Origin of the sequence: Leucobacter rhizosphaerae (genome assembly GCF_022919175.1) — a bacterium.
Classification (GTDB): domain Bacteria; phylum Actinomycetota; class Actinomycetes; order Actinomycetales; family Microbacteriaceae; genus Leucobacter; species Leucobacter rhizosphaerae.
On the sequence record NZ_CP095043.1, the window covers coordinates 1,775,109 to 1,791,822 of the forward strand.

General features: G+C 71.1%; 12 protein-coding genes and 2 pseudogenes. 2 read left to right on the forward strand and 12 right to left on the reverse strand.

Annotation, left to right across the window (positions count from 1 at the left end; all coding sequences use genetic code 11):
• Positions 1–64 precede the first annotated feature (64 nt).
• Positions 65–754, reverse strand: coding sequence for a TMEM175 family protein (locus tag MUN76_RS08190; RefSeq protein WP_244683855.1), 690 nt, complete (start codon positions 752–754; stop codon positions 65–67).
• Between the two features lie 80 nt (positions 755–834).
• On the opposite strand from MUN76_RS08190, the gene MUN76_RS08195 reads away from it, so the two are divergent.
• The gene (locus MUN76_RS08195) at positions 835–1,668 is read left to right on the forward strand and encodes an aldo/keto reductase (RefSeq protein WP_244683857.1); all 834 of its coding nucleotides are present in this window, start codon (positions 835–837) and stop codon (positions 1,666–1,668) included.
• 67 nt (positions 1,669–1,735) lie between these two features.
• On the opposite strand, the gene MUN76_RS08200 is transcribed toward MUN76_RS08195, so the two are convergent.
• Positions 1,736–6,514, reverse strand: a complete 4,779-nt coding sequence (locus MUN76_RS08200; RefSeq protein ID WP_244683859.1) for an NAD-glutamate dehydrogenase — start codon at positions 6,512–6,514, stop codon at positions 1,736–1,738.
• A gap of 176 nt (positions 6,515–6,690) precedes the next feature.
• Between MUN76_RS08200 and ddaH the strand changes: the two genes are divergently transcribed.
• Positions 6,691–7,458 carry a dimethylargininase gene (gene ddaH, locus MUN76_RS08205; RefSeq protein WP_244683861.1) on the forward strand — a complete coding sequence of 256 codons (768 nt, stop codon included), beginning with the start codon at positions 6,691–6,693 and terminating at the stop codon, positions 7,456–7,458.
• A 1-nt stretch (position 7,459) separates the two neighbouring features.
• On the opposite strand, the gene MUN76_RS08210 is transcribed toward ddaH, so the two are convergent.
• The 10 genes and pseudogenes from MUN76_RS08210 to MUN76_RS08250 form a co-directional block, all read right to left on the reverse strand.
• On the reverse strand, positions 7,460–8,308 hold the full coding sequence (locus tag MUN76_RS08210; RefSeq protein WP_244683863.1) for a PaaX family transcriptional regulator: 849 nt from the start codon (positions 8,306–8,308) through the stop codon (positions 7,460–7,462).
• A 23-nt stretch (positions 8,309–8,331) separates the two neighbouring features.
• A complete protein-coding gene (locus MUN76_RS08215) occupies positions 8,332–9,081 on the reverse strand; it encodes an alpha/beta hydrolase family protein (protein WP_244683865.1) in 750 nt (249 codons plus the stop codon).
• Positions 9,078–9,554, reverse strand: coding sequence for a cupin domain-containing protein (locus MUN76_RS08220; protein WP_244683866.1), 477 nt, complete (start codon positions 9,552–9,554; stop codon positions 9,078–9,080). Before MUN76_RS08220 ends, MUN76_RS08215 begins: the two co-directional genes overlap by 4 nt.
• A 112-nt stretch (positions 9,555–9,666) precedes the next feature.
• Entirely contained in the window at positions 9,667–10,917 is a 1,251-nt protein-coding gene (locus MUN76_RS08225) for a kynureninase (RefSeq protein WP_244683867.1), read from the reverse strand.
• Entirely contained in the window at positions 10,914–11,816 is a 903-nt protein-coding gene (locus tag MUN76_RS08230; RefSeq protein WP_244683868.1) for an amidohydrolase family protein, read from the reverse strand. The genes MUN76_RS08225 and MUN76_RS08230 overlap by 4 nt, the downstream gene beginning before the upstream one ends.
• A complete protein-coding gene (gene kynA, locus MUN76_RS08235; RefSeq protein WP_244683869.1) occupies positions 11,806–12,672 on the reverse strand; it encodes a tryptophan 2,3-dioxygenase in 867 nt (288 codons plus the stop codon). Before kynA ends, MUN76_RS08230 begins: the two co-directional genes overlap by 11 nt.
• 60 nt (positions 12,673–12,732) lie before the next feature.
• On the reverse strand, positions 12,733–13,137 hold the full coding sequence (locus tag MUN76_RS15630) for an AMP-binding enzyme (protein ID WP_429953358.1): 405 nt from the start codon (positions 13,135–13,137) through the stop codon (positions 12,733–12,735).
• Positions 13,138–13,275: 138 nt separating this feature from the next.
• A pseudogene (locus MUN76_RS15635) lies at positions 13,276–14,408 on the reverse strand (AMP-binding protein); the annotation flags it as partial.
• A 189-nt stretch (positions 14,409–14,597) separates the two neighbouring features.
• Positions 14,598–15,374 carry an IclR family transcriptional regulator domain-containing protein gene (locus MUN76_RS08245; protein WP_244683870.1) on the reverse strand — a complete coding sequence of 259 codons (777 nt, stop codon included), beginning with the start codon at positions 15,372–15,374 and terminating at the stop codon, positions 14,598–14,600.
• A 137-nt stretch (positions 15,375–15,511) separates the two neighbouring features.
• Positions 15,512–16,680, reverse strand: a pseudogene (locus MUN76_RS08250) (thiolase family protein).
• Between the last annotated feature and the right edge of the window lie 34 nt (positions 16,681–16,714).

Sequence of the window (16,714 nt, forward strand, 5' to 3'; positions counted from 1 at the left end):
TCCAGAGCGGCCCCCGAAATACCCAGTGGCCCTCGGATTCACGAGAGAATCCGAGGGCCACTCGTCAACCAGGGGGCCGATTGTCGGGGGGCGCGGCGCTGCCGGGGTCCGACGCCGCCTCCGCGTCCTGCGCCACCCGCTCGCTCCACCGCCCCGTGAGCTGTCCGATCACGATCAGCGACAGCCAGCTGAGCTGCGCCCAGTGCGATCCGAAGACAAACGCGACCGGCACCGACGCGAGGAACACCGCGATCTTCGCGAACACGTCGATCCGCGCGGCCCACCAGGCCGACCGCGGCACGTCGTCGATGAGCAGTCCGCGGGCCCGGGCGATCTCCGCCGTCACGGACTGGGACAGGATCGCGAGCGCGACGTTCACGGCGTAGAGCGCCGTCGGCAACGGCATGCCGTAGAGCTCGGGATCGCTGATCCCCTGGGTCGAGAACGGCAGGAGCACGACGAACGCCACCGTCACGAGGTTGGAGATGATGAGCGTGGAGTCCATGGCGCGGAAGCGGCCGAGGAGCTGGGTGTTGCTGCGCCAGAACACCGCGATCACCACGAAGCTGATGGCGAAGCAGGTGAGCTGGTTGCCGAGCCCCGAATCCAGCAGCGCGGTGAGCGAGGTCCAGGACTTGGCCGGCGGCGGATCGAGCGACACGACCAGCACCGTGATCGCGAACCCGAAGATCGCGTCGAAGAAGCTCAGCCCGCGACCGAACTCGATGCCCTCCCGCTCGAACACTCGCCGCACCGCTGGCCCCCTTCGTCGCCCGTGCTACCGTGCGAGGCATCGGCCCTCGCCCGAGGCCGCTCCCCCGAGAAAGGCCCGCAGTGAGCAGTAGTCTAGCCCCCACCATTCCGCTCATCGGCGGGGCGGCCATGCCGTCCGTCGCCCTCGGCACCTGGCCGATGGACGACACTGAAGCGGCCGCGGCGGTGGAGAGCGCCATCGGCCTGGGGTACCGCCACATCGACACCGCAGAGAACTACGGGAACGAGCGCGGGGTCGGCGAGGGGATCCGCCGGAGCGGGGTCGACCGCTCCGAGATCTTCATCACGACGAAGTTCAACCGCGCGTGGCACAGCGTCGAGGGTGTGCGCCGCGCGTGGCAGGCGAGCACGGAGCGGCTCGGCGTCGCATATCTCGACCTGCTGCTCGTGCACTGGCCGAACCCCGACCAGGGCACCTACGTCGACGCGGTCCGGGGTCTCCTCGCGCTGCGGGAGGAGGGCCTGATCCGCGCGCTGGGCGTGTCGAACTTCACCCCCGCGCACGTGCAGCGGCTCACCGAGGCGGGGCTCGTGCCCGAGGTGAACCAGATCCAGCTCGATCCCGAGCACTCGCAGCGCGACGCGATCCGATGCCACCGAAAGCTCGGCATCGTCACCGAGGCCTACAGCCCGCTCGGGCGCGGCGGCGCGTTCCTGCAGGATCCGGTGATCGAGAACGCCGCTGCCGCGCACGGCCGCACCCCCGCGCAGGTGGCACTCCGCTGGCAGATCCAGCAGGGCCACGCGGTCGCCCCGAAGTCCGCGTCGCCCGAGCGGCAGCGGGAGAACCTCGCGCTCTTCGACTTCGCCCTGACCGACGCGGAGATGGCGTCGATCAGCGCGCTCGACGTCGGCGCGCCCGTGCAGCATCACCCCGACGAGTTCGGGCACTGAGGCCGCTGAGGTCGCACCCGGACGGCGCGCACCTCAAGACCCTGATGACTCTCAGTGCCCTCGCGCCCTACCGCACGAGCGAGCGCAGTCGACGCAGCGCGACCGAGAGCGTTGCGAGTCCGCTCTCGTCGCCCGCCGACGCCGCGTCCATGGCCTCGCCGAGCGCGCGCCGCCCCGCGACGCCGCCCTGCTCGAGCCACGCGTCGATCCGCTCCCCCGGCGCACCCGCGTCGGTGTGCGCGATGACCGAGGCCGTGAGCCCGATCATCACCGCGTACAGGTCGTCGCGCATGGCCGCGCGAGCCATCGACCCCCAGCGGTCGTCCTGCGGCAGCTCGGTCACGCGCGTGAGCAGGTCGTCGAACCCGATCCGCGACGACAGCCCGAAGTGCACGGCCGCGACCTCGTCGAGATCCCACTCGCTCTGCCGCGACTGCTCGATGATGTCGAGCAGTGCGAGGGAGGCCAGCAGACCCGCACCGCGGTGCGCGAGCGCCGTGGGCACCCCCGCGGCCTCGAGCTCCCGCACGCGGGCCTCGAAGCGCTCGAGGTCGCTGCCGCTCAAGAGCTCGCCCATGCGGGGCGCGAGGCGGCCGACGGATTCCCCGAAGATCTCGATCTCGGCTCCGATGTCGACGCCGTCCGCGCGGTGCTGCACGAACCAGCGGGTCGCGCGATCGAGGAGCCGTCGGAAGCTCAGGTACAGATCCGTCTGCACCTCGGTCGTCACGACGTTGTCGGTCGCCTCGACGTCCACGACGAAGCCGCGGAGGTCGAAGATCTCGCGCACCGCCACGTAGGCCCGTGCGATCTGCTCGCCCGGCGCCCCCGTCTCGTCGGCGGCGCGGTAGGCGAACGTGATGCCGCCGCGGTTGACCATCGAGTTCACGACCGAGTTCACGATGATCTCGGCGCGCAGCGGGTGGGACGCGAGGTCCGCGCCGTAGGTCTCGCGGATCGGCGCCGGGAAGTAGTCGGCGAGGGTGCGGGCGAACCACGGATCGTCGGCGAGGTCGGTGACCGCGAGGTCCGCCTTCAGCGCGAGCTTCGCGTACGCCACGAGCACCGCGAACTCGGGGCGGGTGAGGCCTCGGCGCTCGGCGATGCGGGTCTGGATCTCCGTGACGCTCGGCAGGAACTCGAGCTCACGATCGAGCTCGCCCCGTTCCTCCAACCAGGTGATGAGCCGGGCGTGGGACGGCAGCATCGCGACGGCGTTCGCCCGCGAGTTGCCGAGCAGCACGTTCTGCTCGTAGTTGTCGCGCAGCACCTGCGTGCCGACCTCGTCGGTCATGGAGCTGAGCAGCAGATTCCGCGCTTCGCGGTCGAGCCGGCCGTCGCGGGCCACCCCGCCGAGCAGGATCTTGATGTTCACCTCGCGGTCGGAGGTGCCGACGCCCGCCGAGTTGTCGATCGCGTCGGTGTTGATGCTGACACCCGACAGCGCGGCCTCGATGCGGCCCCGCTGGCTGACGCCGAGGTTGCCGCCCTCGCCGACGACCCGCACGCGCAACTCATTGCCGTTCACGCGGATCGCATCGTTGCCGCGGTCGCCGATCTCGGCGTTCGTCTCCGTGCTCGCCTTGATGTATGTGCCGATACCGCCGTTCCAGACCAGGTCGACGGGGGCGAGCAGCACGGCCTTCTTGAGCTCCGCGGGGGTGAGCGAGGACACTCCCGCGCCGAGCCCGAGCGCCTCCGCCATCTCGGGGCTCACCGGGATCGACTTCGCGCTCAGCGGGAAGACCCCGCCGCCCGCGGAGATGAGCGCGCGATCGTAGTCGTCCCACGACGAGCCCGGGAGCTCGAACAGCCGGGTCCGCTCCGCGAACGAGACGGCCGCCTCCGGCTGCGGATCGACGAAGACGTGGCGGTGGTCGAATGCCGCGACGAGCCGGATGTGCTCCGAGCGCAGCATGCCGTTGCCGAAGACGTCGCCGGACATGTCGCCGACGCCGACGACGGTGAAGTCCTCGGTCTGGGTGTCGTGCCCGAGCTCGCGGAAGTGCCGCTTCACCGACTCCCACGCACCGCGGGCCGTGATGCCCATGCCCTTGTGGTCGTAGCCCGCCGAGCCGCCCGAGGCGAAGGCGTCGTCGAGCCAGAAGCCGAACTCCTCCGAGATCCCGTTCGCGATGTCGGAGAACGAGGCCGTGCCCTTGTCGGCCGCGACGACGAGGTAGGAGTCGTCGCCGTCTCGGCGCACGACGCGCTCCGGCGGAACGATGTCGGTGCCCTCGCGATTGTCGGTGACGTCGAGCAGGCCGCGGATGAACGTGCGGTACGCCGACTTGCCGCCCTCGAGCCAGGCCGCACGATCGCTCGCCGGCGGCAGCTGCTTCGCGAAGAACCCGCCCTTCGACCCCGTCGGCACGATCACGGCGTTCTTCACCATCTGCGCCTTGACCAGGCCGAGCACCTCGGTGCGGAAGTCCTCCCGGCGGTCGCTCCAGCGGAGTCCACCACGGGCGACCTTGCCGAAGCGCAGGTGCACCCCCTCGACCTCGGGCGAGTAGACCCAGATCTCGGCCATCGGGTGCGGCTTCGGCAACCCGGGCACCCGTGCGCAGTCGAGCTTCATCGAGACCCAGGGCTTCACCGAGCCGTCCTCGCGGCGCTGGTAGAAGTTCGTGCGCCAGGTCGCGTCGATGACTCCGACGATCGAGCGCAGGATCCGATCGTGGTCGAGGCTCGACACCGTGTCGAGGTCCTGGAGCAGCGAGGCGCGGAGGTCGGCGACCTGGGAGTCGCGGTCACCGCTGAGGTCGGGATCGAAGCTCGCCTCGAACAGCCGCACGAGGTCGGCGGCGATGCCGGCGTTCGCGATCAGCGCCTGGTCGATGTACTCGACCGAGAACGAGGAACCGGTCTGCCGCAGGTACATGCTGATGGCGCGGAGGATCACGATCCGGCGCCAGTCGAGGTCGCCGAGCAGCACGAGGGCGTTCAGCCGGTCGCTCTCGGCGGCGCCGGTCCAGACCGCCCGGAAGGCGTCCTCGAACGTGCGGCCCCACTCCGGGTCGCCCCACACCGAGACGTCGGGCGCGATGAGTCCGAAGTCGGAGATGTGCATGGTGCCGCCGTCCGCGAGCTGCACGGTGTACGGGCGCTCGTCGACCACGTCGACGCCGAGGTCCGTGAGGATCGGCAGGATCTCGGTCAGCGGATACTGCTCGCGCGAGACCACCGTGAGCACCCGCTTGGCCGCGTCGGAGGCCTCCGGGGTGTACAGGTGGACCGCGAAGTCGTTCTCGTCGGTGACGCTCTCGAGCAGCGAGATGTCGCCGATCGCCTCCTCCGGCGTCACGTCCTCCTTGTAGGCCTCGGGGAAGCCGTCGCCGTACTGCCCGAGCACGTGCGCCGCCTCCTCCTCGCCGAAGGCCGTGTGGAGGGCGTCGACGAGCCCCTCCTGCCAGCTGCGGATGGCCTCCTCGAGCTGCGGCTGCAGCTCGGCCTCGTCGACCTCCGGCACGGAGGTGCCCTTCGGCACGCGCACCACGAAGTGCAGCTGGGCGAGCGGGGAATCCCCGACCCGGGTCGTGTGGTCGACCTGCTCCGCGCCGAAGACGGTGCGCAGCAGGCCCTCGATCCGGAGCCGCACGGTGGTGTTGTACCGATCCTTCGGCAGGAACACGAGCGCCGACACGAAGCGGCCGAACTCGTCGCGGCGGAGGAAGATGCGCGCCCGACGGCGCTCGCGCAGCCGGCTCACCTCGACGGCGACCTCGAGCAGGTGCTCCGGCGAGTCCTGGAAGAGCTCGTCGCGCGGGTACTGCTCGAGGATCTGGAGCAGGTCCTTGCCCGAGTGCGACGTTGGCGCGTGACCGGAGGCGTCGAGCACAGCACGCACCTTCGCGGCGACGATCGGGAGGGTGAGCACCGAGGCTGCGTAGGCGACCGAGGTGAACATGCCGAGGAAGCGCCGCTCGCCCACCACATTGCCGGCCTCGTCGAAGGTGCGGAGCCCGATGTAGTCGAGGTAGACGTCGCGGTGCACCGTGGCGCGCGAGTTCGCCTTCGTGACCGTCAGCAGCCGCGGGTCGCGGGCGCTCCGCTGCGCCTCGGGGCGCAGGTGGGCGACGGCGGAGGAGGACTTCCGCAGGATCCCGAGCCCGGTGCGCGGCAGGGGTCGGAGCACGTCCTCACCGTGTTCGTCCGTCTCGAGAGCGTGATCGCGGTAGCCGAGGAACGTGAAGTTGTCCTCGGCGAGCCAGTTCAGGAACTCGATCGTCCGCGTGACCTCCTCCGCGTCGACCGTCGGCGGCGCCGAGGTGCGCAGGTCGGTCACGATGTCGAGGCAGGCGCGGCGCATCGCGCGCCAGTCGTCCACCGAGGCGTGCACGTCCCCGAGCACCTTCTGCAGGCGCTGCTCGAGCTCGGATCGCGCCTCCTCGGTCGGCACCCGGTCGATCTCGAGATGGATCCAGGACTCCAGCTCACCGCCGGGCGCGTTCACCTGGAGCAGGGTCCCGTCCTCCTCGCGGCTGACGGACACCACGGGGTGCATGAGCAGGTGCACGGTCAGGCCCGCGCGGGCCACCGCAGCCGCAACGGAGTCGACCAGGAAGGGCGTGTCGGCGGTGCAGATGTTCAGGATCGTGCGCCGGGAGGTCCAGCCGTCCTCGCGGAGCGTCGGGGTGAACACCGATACCAGCGTCTCGTCCGCCGCGCGACGCGACGCGAGCGTGCGCATGGAGAGCGCGGCGCCGATGATGTCGCGGGGCTCGCGCTCCGCCAGATCCTCCGCGTCGACCTGAGCGATGAGCCGCTCGAGGCCCGGCCGGAGCTCGGGATCCACCGCCTGGAGCGCATCCTGCAGGGCTGTGATTACGATGGCACTGGTCATGAACCTGTACGTCCTCATTCTGGCGTCTGTGCGAGCGTTCGCTCCGATACGCGTCCATCCTAGGCCGCATTCACACGCGGTTCACCCCGCAGTCCGAGGGGATGTCTGGACCCCTCCATCCGATCGAGCGATACGCTGGATTCGGATCATTTCCGACCGCCGAAAGAAAGCACCGCATGTCTCAGATCGCTCTTGTCCGCCAGCCCAGCTCACTGCTCGACGACGGGATCGTCGACCACATCGAGAAGGTCGCCGTCGACCTGCCCCGGGCGCAGGAGCAGTGGCGCGGGTACGTGGACGCGCTGCAGGCCCACGGCTGGAAGACGATCGAGGTCGACCCCGCCGACGACTGCCCCGACTCCGTGTTCGTCGAGGACACGGTCGTGATGTTCCGCAACGTCGCCGTGATCAGCCGCCCCGGCGCCGACAGCCGGAAGCCCGAGGTCGACGGCACCCGCCGCGCACTCCAGGCGCTCGGCTGCCCCATCGCCGAGATCCAGGCGCCCGGCACGCTCGACGGCGGTGACGTGCTGAAGGTCGGCGACACCGTGTACGTCGGCCGCGGCGGCCGCACGAACGCGGAGGGCGTCGCGCAGCTGCGCCGGATCCTCGCCCCGCTCGGCGGCACCGTCGTCGCCGTGCCCGTGACCAAGGTGCTGCACCTGAAGACGGCCGTGACCGCGCTGCCCGATGGCACCGTGATCGGGTACCCCGAGTTCGTCGACCAGCCCAGCCTCTTCGGCCGCTTCCTGCCGGTGCCCGAGCCCCACGGTACGGCCGTGGTGTGCCTGAGCGACTCGGAGCTGCTCATCTCCGCATCGGCCCCGAAGACCGCGGCGCTCCTCCGCGACCTCGGCTACGGGGTGACCGAGGTCGAGATCTCCGAGTACGAGAAGCTCGAGGGCTGCCCCACCTGCCTCTCGGTGCGGGTGCGCGCGCTGTAGTTCAGGCGCTGGCGACTTCGGCCCCGTGCCGGTCGAGGATCGCCGCCACCGCGTCCCGGGTCGCCGCGTGCAGCGCGCGGAACAGCTCGCCGCTGCGCGCGCCCGGCCAGTCCGGCGGCAGCAGGGCGTCGGGCAGGCCGGGATCGAGGTAGGGGATCGGTCGCCAGGCGTCGAGCGCCCGGATCCAGAGCCCGAACCGCACCGCCGAATCCGGTTCCGCGGCGCAGTGCGCGAGGGTCGCTGAGTGCGCCTCGAGGAAGTCGTCGTGCAGGGCCCGCAACGCGTCGAGATCCCACCACTCGCGCGCCAGGGCGCTCCCCGACACCCCGGCGTTCTGGATGCCCTGCACCGTGAAGAGGGTCACCTGCGCGGTCAGCGCCAAATCCTGCACGATCTCCTCGAGCTCGGCGCGCAGGTAGTCGGGCACGATCCAGAGTGCCGGCGACACGTTGCCCGCGCCGATCCACGACAGGCGCTGGCGGAACTGGTGGCGGAGGCTGCGCTGCTCCTCGGGGATGCTGAAGGAGATCAGGCACCAGGGATCGCCGTTCCGCATCGAACGCTGCCCGTAGATGCGCCGATCGCCGCGGGCGAGGAGCCACGCGCCATCCGGCGTCAGCGCGTACCCCGCTCGGCCGTCGCGGCGCTCGGCCACGAGCAGCCCCTTGCCCTTCACGCGCGTGAGGGCCGTGCGCGTGCGATTCGCGGGCACTCCCGCGGCCTCCATCAGCTCGACGCAGGTTGCGGTCGAGAGCCAGCCCCCGCAGGCGCGGATCGCGACGCCGACGACCGTGCGGATCAGCGAGTTCGCGCTGCCGGGCCGGGAGGCGAGGTCGTCGAGCACATGCACGCGGCCCATTGTAGGCGCAGCGGTCATGCCGGGAGCGGGGGCATCCGTCGGTCGAGCCAGGTGTGCATCCGGGGCCAGTGCGGCGCCGCCGGGTCGATCGCGTCGAGGTGCGAGAGCCGCGGCAGTTCGAGCAGCTCGACCGCACCGCCCGCGGCGCGTGCCGCCTCGACGTACGCACGCGTGTGCGCAATCGGCACCCGGGCGTCGTCCGCGCCGTGCACCACGAGCACGTCGCCGGCGGGCGGCACCCGCTCACGGGGCGAGGCCGCCGCGAAGACCTCGCGGTGCGGGTCGGGATCCGCGCCGGATCCGGAGCCGAAGAACTCGGCGACCGCACCGTCGCCGATGCCCTCGTCGAGCCCGCGGGCGAGGTCGGTGACGGGCGCGAGGGCGACGACCGCGTCACCCGGGCGGGCGCCGAGCAGCGCGAGCTGACCCCCGACCGAGTGGCCGACGATCGCGAGACGCCCGCTCGGCTCGGCGGCTCGGACCGCGTCGAGCGCCGCGCCGAGATCGTGGTGCAGCGCGGCCCAGCCGTCGGCACCGCGCCGGTACTCGAGGTTCGCGACCGACCACCCGCGCGCCGTGAACTCCGGCACGAGCGGGTGCATGAGGGCGGCGGTGAACCGCGATCGCCAGTACCCGCCGTGGATCAGCACCGCGGTGCCGCGCGGCGGCGTCGCGGGATCCCAGCACTCGACGACCTGATCGTCGTGGGGCCCCGTGCGGAGGATCCGCGGGGGCCCCACGACGGATGCCGCGCTCGTCGTCACGCCCCCTCGACCGCGCCCTGCGGCAGGAAGTCGACGCCGTTGGCGGCCGACAGGCGCACCACCTCTTCGGGGTCGGTGACGTTGTGCAGCAGGCTGAACAGGTTCGCGAGCTTGCCGCCCGGGCTGACCCAGAACAGCGACTTCGCGTCCTCGTCTCGCTTGTTGTAGTAGGCGTGCGGCAGGTTGCGGGGCATCTGCACGAGGTCGCCGGGGCCGGCCGTGGTCCACTGGCCGTCGAGATACAGCGTGTACTCCCCCTCGAAGACGTAGATGAACTCGTCCTGCGTGGGGTGCACGTGCGGCGGGACACCAGTGCCGGCGGGATCGAGCGACAGCCACCCGTAGGTCGAGGCGCTCTCGACCTTGGTGATGTACGTGTGACCCAGCACGTTCCAGACGCGGCCGTTGACCGCCTCGCTCGCTCGGACGATACCGGCGGGCAGGTCGCCCAGGATAATCTCTTCAGAACTCACCGTCGTGCTCCTCTGCGTTGGGGAAGGGGTGGTGTCAGTGTGTCAGAGGCGCCGAACATATGCACGAAGTTTTTTGATCGTCACGAATTCGACATACTCCGTTTCGCGCGCATCACTCGACCTGCCGCGCGGCCAGCCGCTCCTCGATCGCGCTGAGTCCCGCCGCGACCTCGGCGAACGACGTGCTGAGCGGCGAGAGCCCGATCCGGATCCCCTGCGGCGGGCGGAAGTCGGGGATGATCCCGCGCTGCCACAGTTCCGCGACGATCTCGCGGAACGCCGGGTGGTCGAGCGTGACGTGCCCGCCCCGGATCGACGGATCGCGCGGGCTGATGACCCGCACCCCGAACCGCGCGAGACGCGAGTCCACAACGTCCACGACGAACTCGGTGAGTGCGATCGACTTCGCCCGGATCGCCGCGATCCCGGCCTCCTCGATCAGGGTCACCATGTCGGCGATCGGCTGCATGCCGAGGATCGGCGGGGTGCCCGAGATGATCTGGCGGATCCCGCGCGACGGCACGTACGTCTCGGTCATGCCGAAGGGATCCGCGGCGCCGAACCAGCCCTGGACCGGCTGCCGGAGCGCGCCCTGGACGCCCGCGGCGACGTACGCGAACGCGGGGGCACCCGGGCCTCCGTTGAGGTACTTGTAGGAGCAGCCGACCGCGAGATCGACCCCCCAGGCGTCGAGCTCCGTCGGCACGAGACCGACGGAGTGGCAGAGATCCCAGAGCACGAGCGCTCCGGCCTCGTGGGCAGCTGCCGTGATGGCCGGGACGTCCGCGATGAACCCCGATTTGAACGCGACGTGGCTGAGCAGCACAAACGCGGTCCGCTCGCTGAGCTCCGCGCGCACCTGCGCCTCGGTCACCCCGGCGCTCGGGTCCGGTTCGATCCAGCGCACCGTGAGCCCGTGCTCGGCCGCGACCCCCTCGAGCACGAAGCGGTCGGTCGGGAAGTTCTCGGTGTCGGCGATCACCTCGCGACGATCGCTCCGCGCGGCAGCCGCGGCGCGCATCAGCTTGTAGAGCAGCACGGTCGTCGAGTCCGCGACCACCGTCTGGCCCGGTGCGGCCCCGAGCGCCGCGGCGCCCAGTCGGTCCCCGAGCGCGACGGGTGCGTCGATCCACTGCTCGTCCCAGGCGCGGATGAGCCGGCCGCCCCACACCTCGTCCACGAACGCGGGCAGCCGGTCGCGCGTGGCCCGCAGCGGCCGGCCGAGCGAGTTGCCGTCGAGATACGAGCGCACCTCGTCGTGCAGCACGAAGCGGTCGCGGAAGTGCGCGAGCGGATCCTGCGCGTCGAGTGCGGTCGCCGCTGCGGTGGGGTCGAGCGTCGATGCGTCGGGTGCGAGCGTCATGCGGAAGCTCCGTTCGGGTTGCGGTCGATGGGTGAGCGCCGGATCGCCGTGGCCAGCCAGTCGGCCAAGGCGTCGGCGGTCGTGGGCAGCGGATCGGTGTGACTGAGCGCCGCGGAATCGCGCGGATCCCGACTGAAGACCGCCGCGTGCAGGGCGTCGCCCGCGAGTCCCGCCTCGCCGAGCAGGCGGATCTCGCGCGCATTGAGGCCCACCGGCAGATCCCCGTTGCCGAGGTCCGTGCCGTAGCGGAGCGTGCCGCCCGCCGCGCGGAATCGGCGGGCGTTGTCGAGCGCGCGCTCGAGCGCGACGCCCGCGTGGATCGAGAGTGTCGAGATCCACTCCATACCGGCCTCGGCCGCGCGGCGGATCGTGTCGTCGCCGAGCCGCTCCGTCCAGGGCACGTGCACGAGCACGTCCGCCCCGAGGTCGATGGCGCGCGCCGCCTGACCCGCGCCCTCGGCGTGCACGAAGGCGCGCAGCCCGGCAGCGTGCGCCGCGTCGATCAGCGCGCGCAGCTGCGGATCCGGCAGCAGTGGCATCCCGGCGTGCAGGGCGATCTTGACCCCCAGGCCGCCGCGCGCCGACACCGCCGCGACGGCCGTCACCGCGCTCTCCGGCGCATCGACCGACACGATCGCGGCATCGGGAGCCCAGGCCCGCCCCGACGGGTAGCCGCCCGGCGCCGTGTGGAACGGCCCGGCGCTGCGCACCCGCACGCTCGGGACCAGCTCCCGGGCGATCCGGTCGATCTCCGCGGGGTCCCACCCCAGGTCGTGCACCTCGCCGACGGGTCCCTCGCCGAGAGCCCGCCAGTCGACGAGCCCGAGGTGCACATGATGATCCACGACCGCGGGCGCCGTCACGCGGCCCGACGCGGACGCGCGGAGGTCACTCGACACGGAGGTCCCGGATCTCGGTGCGCACCGCGGTGAGCTCCGGGAAGAAGCTGAGCTCCAGCGCACGCCGCAGGAAGGCGACACCCGACGACCCGCCCGTGCCCGCCTTGAAGCCGATGACGCGCTGCACCGTGCTCATGTGCCGGAAGCGCCAGAGCTGGAACGCGTCCTCGATGTCGACGAGCGACTCGCAGGCCTCGTACACGCTCCAGTGGCGGTCGACGTCCTCGTAGATCGTCGTGTACACGGGCACGAGGTCCGGGTGCTCGACCCACGCCTCGGCGACGTCGCGGGTGAGGATCCGCTCCGGGATCCCGTAGCCGAGCCGCGCGAGCATCCGCAGGAAGCTGTCGTAGATGGTCGGTTCGTGCAGGGTGGCCTCGAGACGGGCGTGGATCTCCGGCTTCGACTCGAACACCCGCAGCATCGCGGCGTTCTTGTTGCCGAGGAGGAACTCGATCTCGCGGTACTGGTACGACTGGAACCCCGAGGAGGATCCCAGCACGCTCCGGAACTCCGCGTACTCCGCGGGAGTGAGCGTCGCGAGCACCGACCACTGCTCGGTGAGCGTGCGCAGGATGTGCTTGACCCGGGCGAGGGTCTTCAGCGCGCGCGTGGGCTGGTCGGCGTCGAAGTGATCCCGCGTCGCACGCAGCTCGTGCAGCATCAGCTTCAACCACAGCTCAGAGGTCTGGTGCTGGATGATGAACAGCATCTCGTCGTGGTGCGCAGGATCGCTCACCGGCGCCTGGGCCGTGAGCACCTGGTCGAGGTTCAGGTACCCCGCGTAGTCCATGGTGGTGCTGAAGTCCGTGCGGACCCCCGCTTCCAGCGGCCGTTCACCGTGCTCGATCGACATTGCACCCTCCTGCGCTCCCGAGGAGTGTATCAAGAATGTGACGGTCGTTCTATATCCGTGTCACACGGAGGTGTCGACCCCCGCAGCCTCGACCTCCGCGGCCGCGACCTCCGTGGCCGCGCGCTCGCGGAGCACGAAGTGCTGCACCTTGCCGCTCGGGTTGCGCGGCAAGGCGGTGACGACGTCGATGCGCCGCGGGCACTTGTAGATCGCGAGCCGGGATCGCACGTGCGCGCGGATCGCGTCGGCCGTCTCGGGCCCGGGATCGACGCCGTCGCGGAGCACCACGAACGCGTTCACGATCGTGCCCTTCTCCGGATCGGGCCGTCCGATCACGGCGCACTCGAGCACGTCCGGATGGGTCACAACAACCTCCTCGACCTCCGTGGCGGCGATGTTGTAGCCGGAGGCGACGATGAGGTTGTCGGTGCGGGACTGGAAGGTGAAGTAGCCGTCGGCATCCATGACGTAGGCGTCTCCGGTGACGTTCCAGCCATCGACCACGTAGTTCGCCTGCCGCTCGTCGTTCAGGTAGCGGCAGCCGGTCGGGCCGATGACCGCGAGGCGGCCGACCTCTCCGGGCGGCAGCTCGTTCCCGTCGTCGTCCAGGATCGTCGCCCGGTACCCGGGCACGGGGCGCCCCGTCGCTCCGGGCCGGATGTCGTCGCCGGCCGCCGAGATGAAGACGTGCAGCATCTCGGTCGATCCGATACCGTTCACGAGCCGGATCCCGGTGGCCTCCTCCACCGCGGCGAAGGTCTCGGCGGGCAGGTGCTCACCGGCCGAGACCGCGACGCGGAGCCGCGACAGCGCCGGCCCGTGCCCCTCCTTGAGGATCGCGCGATAGCCGGTCGGGGCCGTGTAGAACACGGTGATCCCGTGCTCCGCGATCAGCTCGGCGAGCTGCACCGGGCTCGCCTTCTCCACGAGCACCGCGCTGCCCCCGGAGCGCAGCGGGAACACGACGAGGCCACCCAAGCCGAACGTGAAGGCGAGCGGCGCGGTGCCGGCACTCACATCGTCGGGCGCGAGCTGCAGCGTGTGGGCGGCGAACGTGTCGGCGTTGGCGAGGATGTCGCGGTGGAAGTGCATCGTGACCTTCGGCACCCCGTCGTGCCCGAGGTCGCCCCGAGGAGGGCGACGTCGTCGGCGGCTGTGTCGACGGCGGTGAACTGGCCGCTCTTCGCGGCGCACGCGGTCAGCAGGGAGTCGCGGTCACCGCCGATCACCCCGATCGGCACCCCGTCGAGCACGTGCGCGATCCCGTCGACCGCACGATGGTCGATCAGCGCCACGCTCGGGCGCACCTGCTCGACGACCGCGCGGACCTCGCGCTCCTGCCAGGCGACCATCGTGGTGACGACGATGCCGCCGGCCTTGAGCACGCCCAGCCAGCACGCGACGGTCCAGGCGTGGTTCGGAGAGCGCAGCAGCACGCGGTTCCCGGGGCGGAGGCCGTAGTCCTCGGTGAGCACCTGCGCGACCTGATTCGCGCGATGCTGCAGCTCCCCGTAGGTCCAGGTCTCCCCGCCCGGCACGCGCAGCGCCACCCGCTCGGCGCCGAAGCGGCGCACCCCGCCGTCGATCAGCTCGGCCGCCGCGTTCAGTCGCTCGGGATACTGCAGCTCCGGCAGGGTGAACTCGAGAATCGGCCACTGCTCGCGGGGCGGCAGCGACTGGCGGGCGAAGTGATCGACGTGTCCGGTGGGAGAGAGCTCCATTGCGGGTCCTGCCATTTCTGCTCCGCGAGGATCCCGTCTGCGCGCTCGATCACGGGCACGGCTCACGTCGGCGTGAGGCGTTCAGCGGGTTCGCGTATCAGGCACTGTATAACAAACACGCGACGGTCGCCACAGGTTTGAGATACCTGCCGGAAACACTGGACGAACGTCGGGTGACGTGGCGCTGCGCTGGGGCTGGGCCAGTTACAGGAGTCGCAGATCCGCCTCGATCGCGGCCGTCGTCTCGAGCAGCAGCGGCAGATGGAACGTGCGCAGCCGCTCGACACTGTCGCGGCTCGCGCTCGTCGACACGTTCACGGCGGCGACCACCTCACCGCCGCGTCCGCGCACCGGCGCGGCGGCCGATCGCAGCCCGGCCTCGAGCTCGCCGTCGACGATGGCCCAGCCCTGATCCCGCACCCGCGAGAGCTCGGCGGCGAGCGCGTCGGGGGCGTCGAGGGTGAGCGGGGTGAGCGGCGTGAGGTCGGTGTCCGCGAGGATTGCCGCGCGCTCCGCCTTGGGAAGCGCCGCGAGCAGCACCCGGCCCATGCTCGTGGCAAACGCCGGGAAGTGCGTGCCGATGGTGATCCCGACCATCATGATGCGACGGGTGGGGACGCGGGCGACGTAGACGATGTCGGTGCCGGCCAGCACGGCGGCCGACACGGACTCGCCCACCTCGCGCGAGAGCCGCTCGAGGTGCGGTTGCATGACCTCTGGGAGCGAGAGCGCCGAGAGGTAGCTGAAGCCGAGCTCGAGGACCTTCGGGGTGAGGGCGAACACCCGCCCCGTGGTGTGCACGTAGCCGAGCGCCTCCAGGGTGCGCAGGAAGCGCCGCGCGGCCGCCGGTGAGATCTCGGCACGGCGGGCGACCTCGCTGAGGCTCAGCTCGGGGTGCTCGGCATCGAACGCGCGGATCACCGCGAGTCCGCGCGCGAGCGACTGGACGAAGTCCCCGCTCGCCTCATCCTGCTCGATCACGATCCCACCCTAGCGGCCGCCCGACGCGAGCACTCAGTCGGAACTGAGCCGTCATGCGGACGGATTGGGGCGTGTATATCCGAATGAGCGCACATTTCCGAATGACGGTACGCCCGAGCTCCAGCCACGGCCGATGGCTACCGCTCGAGCACCACCGCGAGCCCCTGGCCGACGCCGATGCAGATCGCCACCACGGCCACGCCACCGCCGCGCCGCTGCAGCTCGTGCGCCGCGTGGCCGATGATCCGCCCGCCGGAGGCGCCCAGCGGATGCCCGATCGCGAGGGCGCCGCCGTGCACGTTGAGCCGTTCGGGATCGAGATCCGGCCAGCCCGCGAGGCAGGCGAGCGACTGAGATGCGAACGCCTCGTTGAGCTCGACGAGGTCGACGTCGCCCCAGGTCTTCCCGGCGCGGGCGAGCGCGCGATTCGCCGCCTCGATCGGCGCGGTGGGGAAGCGGTCGGGATCCACCCCGTGCGCCGCCCGCCCGGTGATCCGCGCGAGCGGCTCCCCGGGCAGCGCACCCTCGGCTCCGAGCAGCACCGCCGACGCCCCGTCGTTGATCGACGACGAATTCCCGGCGGTCACCGTGCCGTCCGCGGCGAAGAGCGGTGCGAGCCCGGCAAGCTTCTCGACCGTGCTGCCGTCGCGGATCCCCTCATCGCGAGCGAGCTCGTGGCCCGGTACCTGCACCACCTCGGCGTCGTACACGCCCGCACCCCAGGCCTCGGCCGCCAGGCGGTGCGACCGTACCGCGAAGGCGTCCTGCGCCTCGCGGTCGATCCCCCACTCCCGTGCCGTCAGCTCCGCCGCCTCGCCGTTCGAGATCGTCCAGGGCACCGGCAGCGCGCGGTTCGTCATCCGCCAGCCGATCGCGGTGTTCCACATCGTCTGGTTGCCGACGGCCGGCCAGGGCTTCGACGACTTCTCCACGACGTACGGAGCCCGGCTCATCGACTCGACCCCGCCGGCCAGGATGATCTCGGCATCGCCGGACTCGATCGCCCGCGCCCCCTGGATCACCGCCTCGACGGAGGAGGCGCACAGGCGGTTCACCGTGACCCCCGTGACCGAGGTCGGGAACCCCGCGAGCAGCGCTCCGAAACGCGCGACGTTGCGGTTGTCCTCTCCGGCCTGGTTCGCGTCGCCGAAGATCACATCCGCGATTCGCTCGGGATCCACGCCCGATCGCTCGACCGTCGCGCGCATCACCACCGCCGCCAGGTCGTCGGGACGCACCCCCGCGAGGGCACCCCCGCCCGCCCGAACGGGGTGCGCACGGCATCGTAGATGAACGTGGCGGTCATGGGGCTCCTTCAGTGGGGGTGTGAGGTGGTTGTC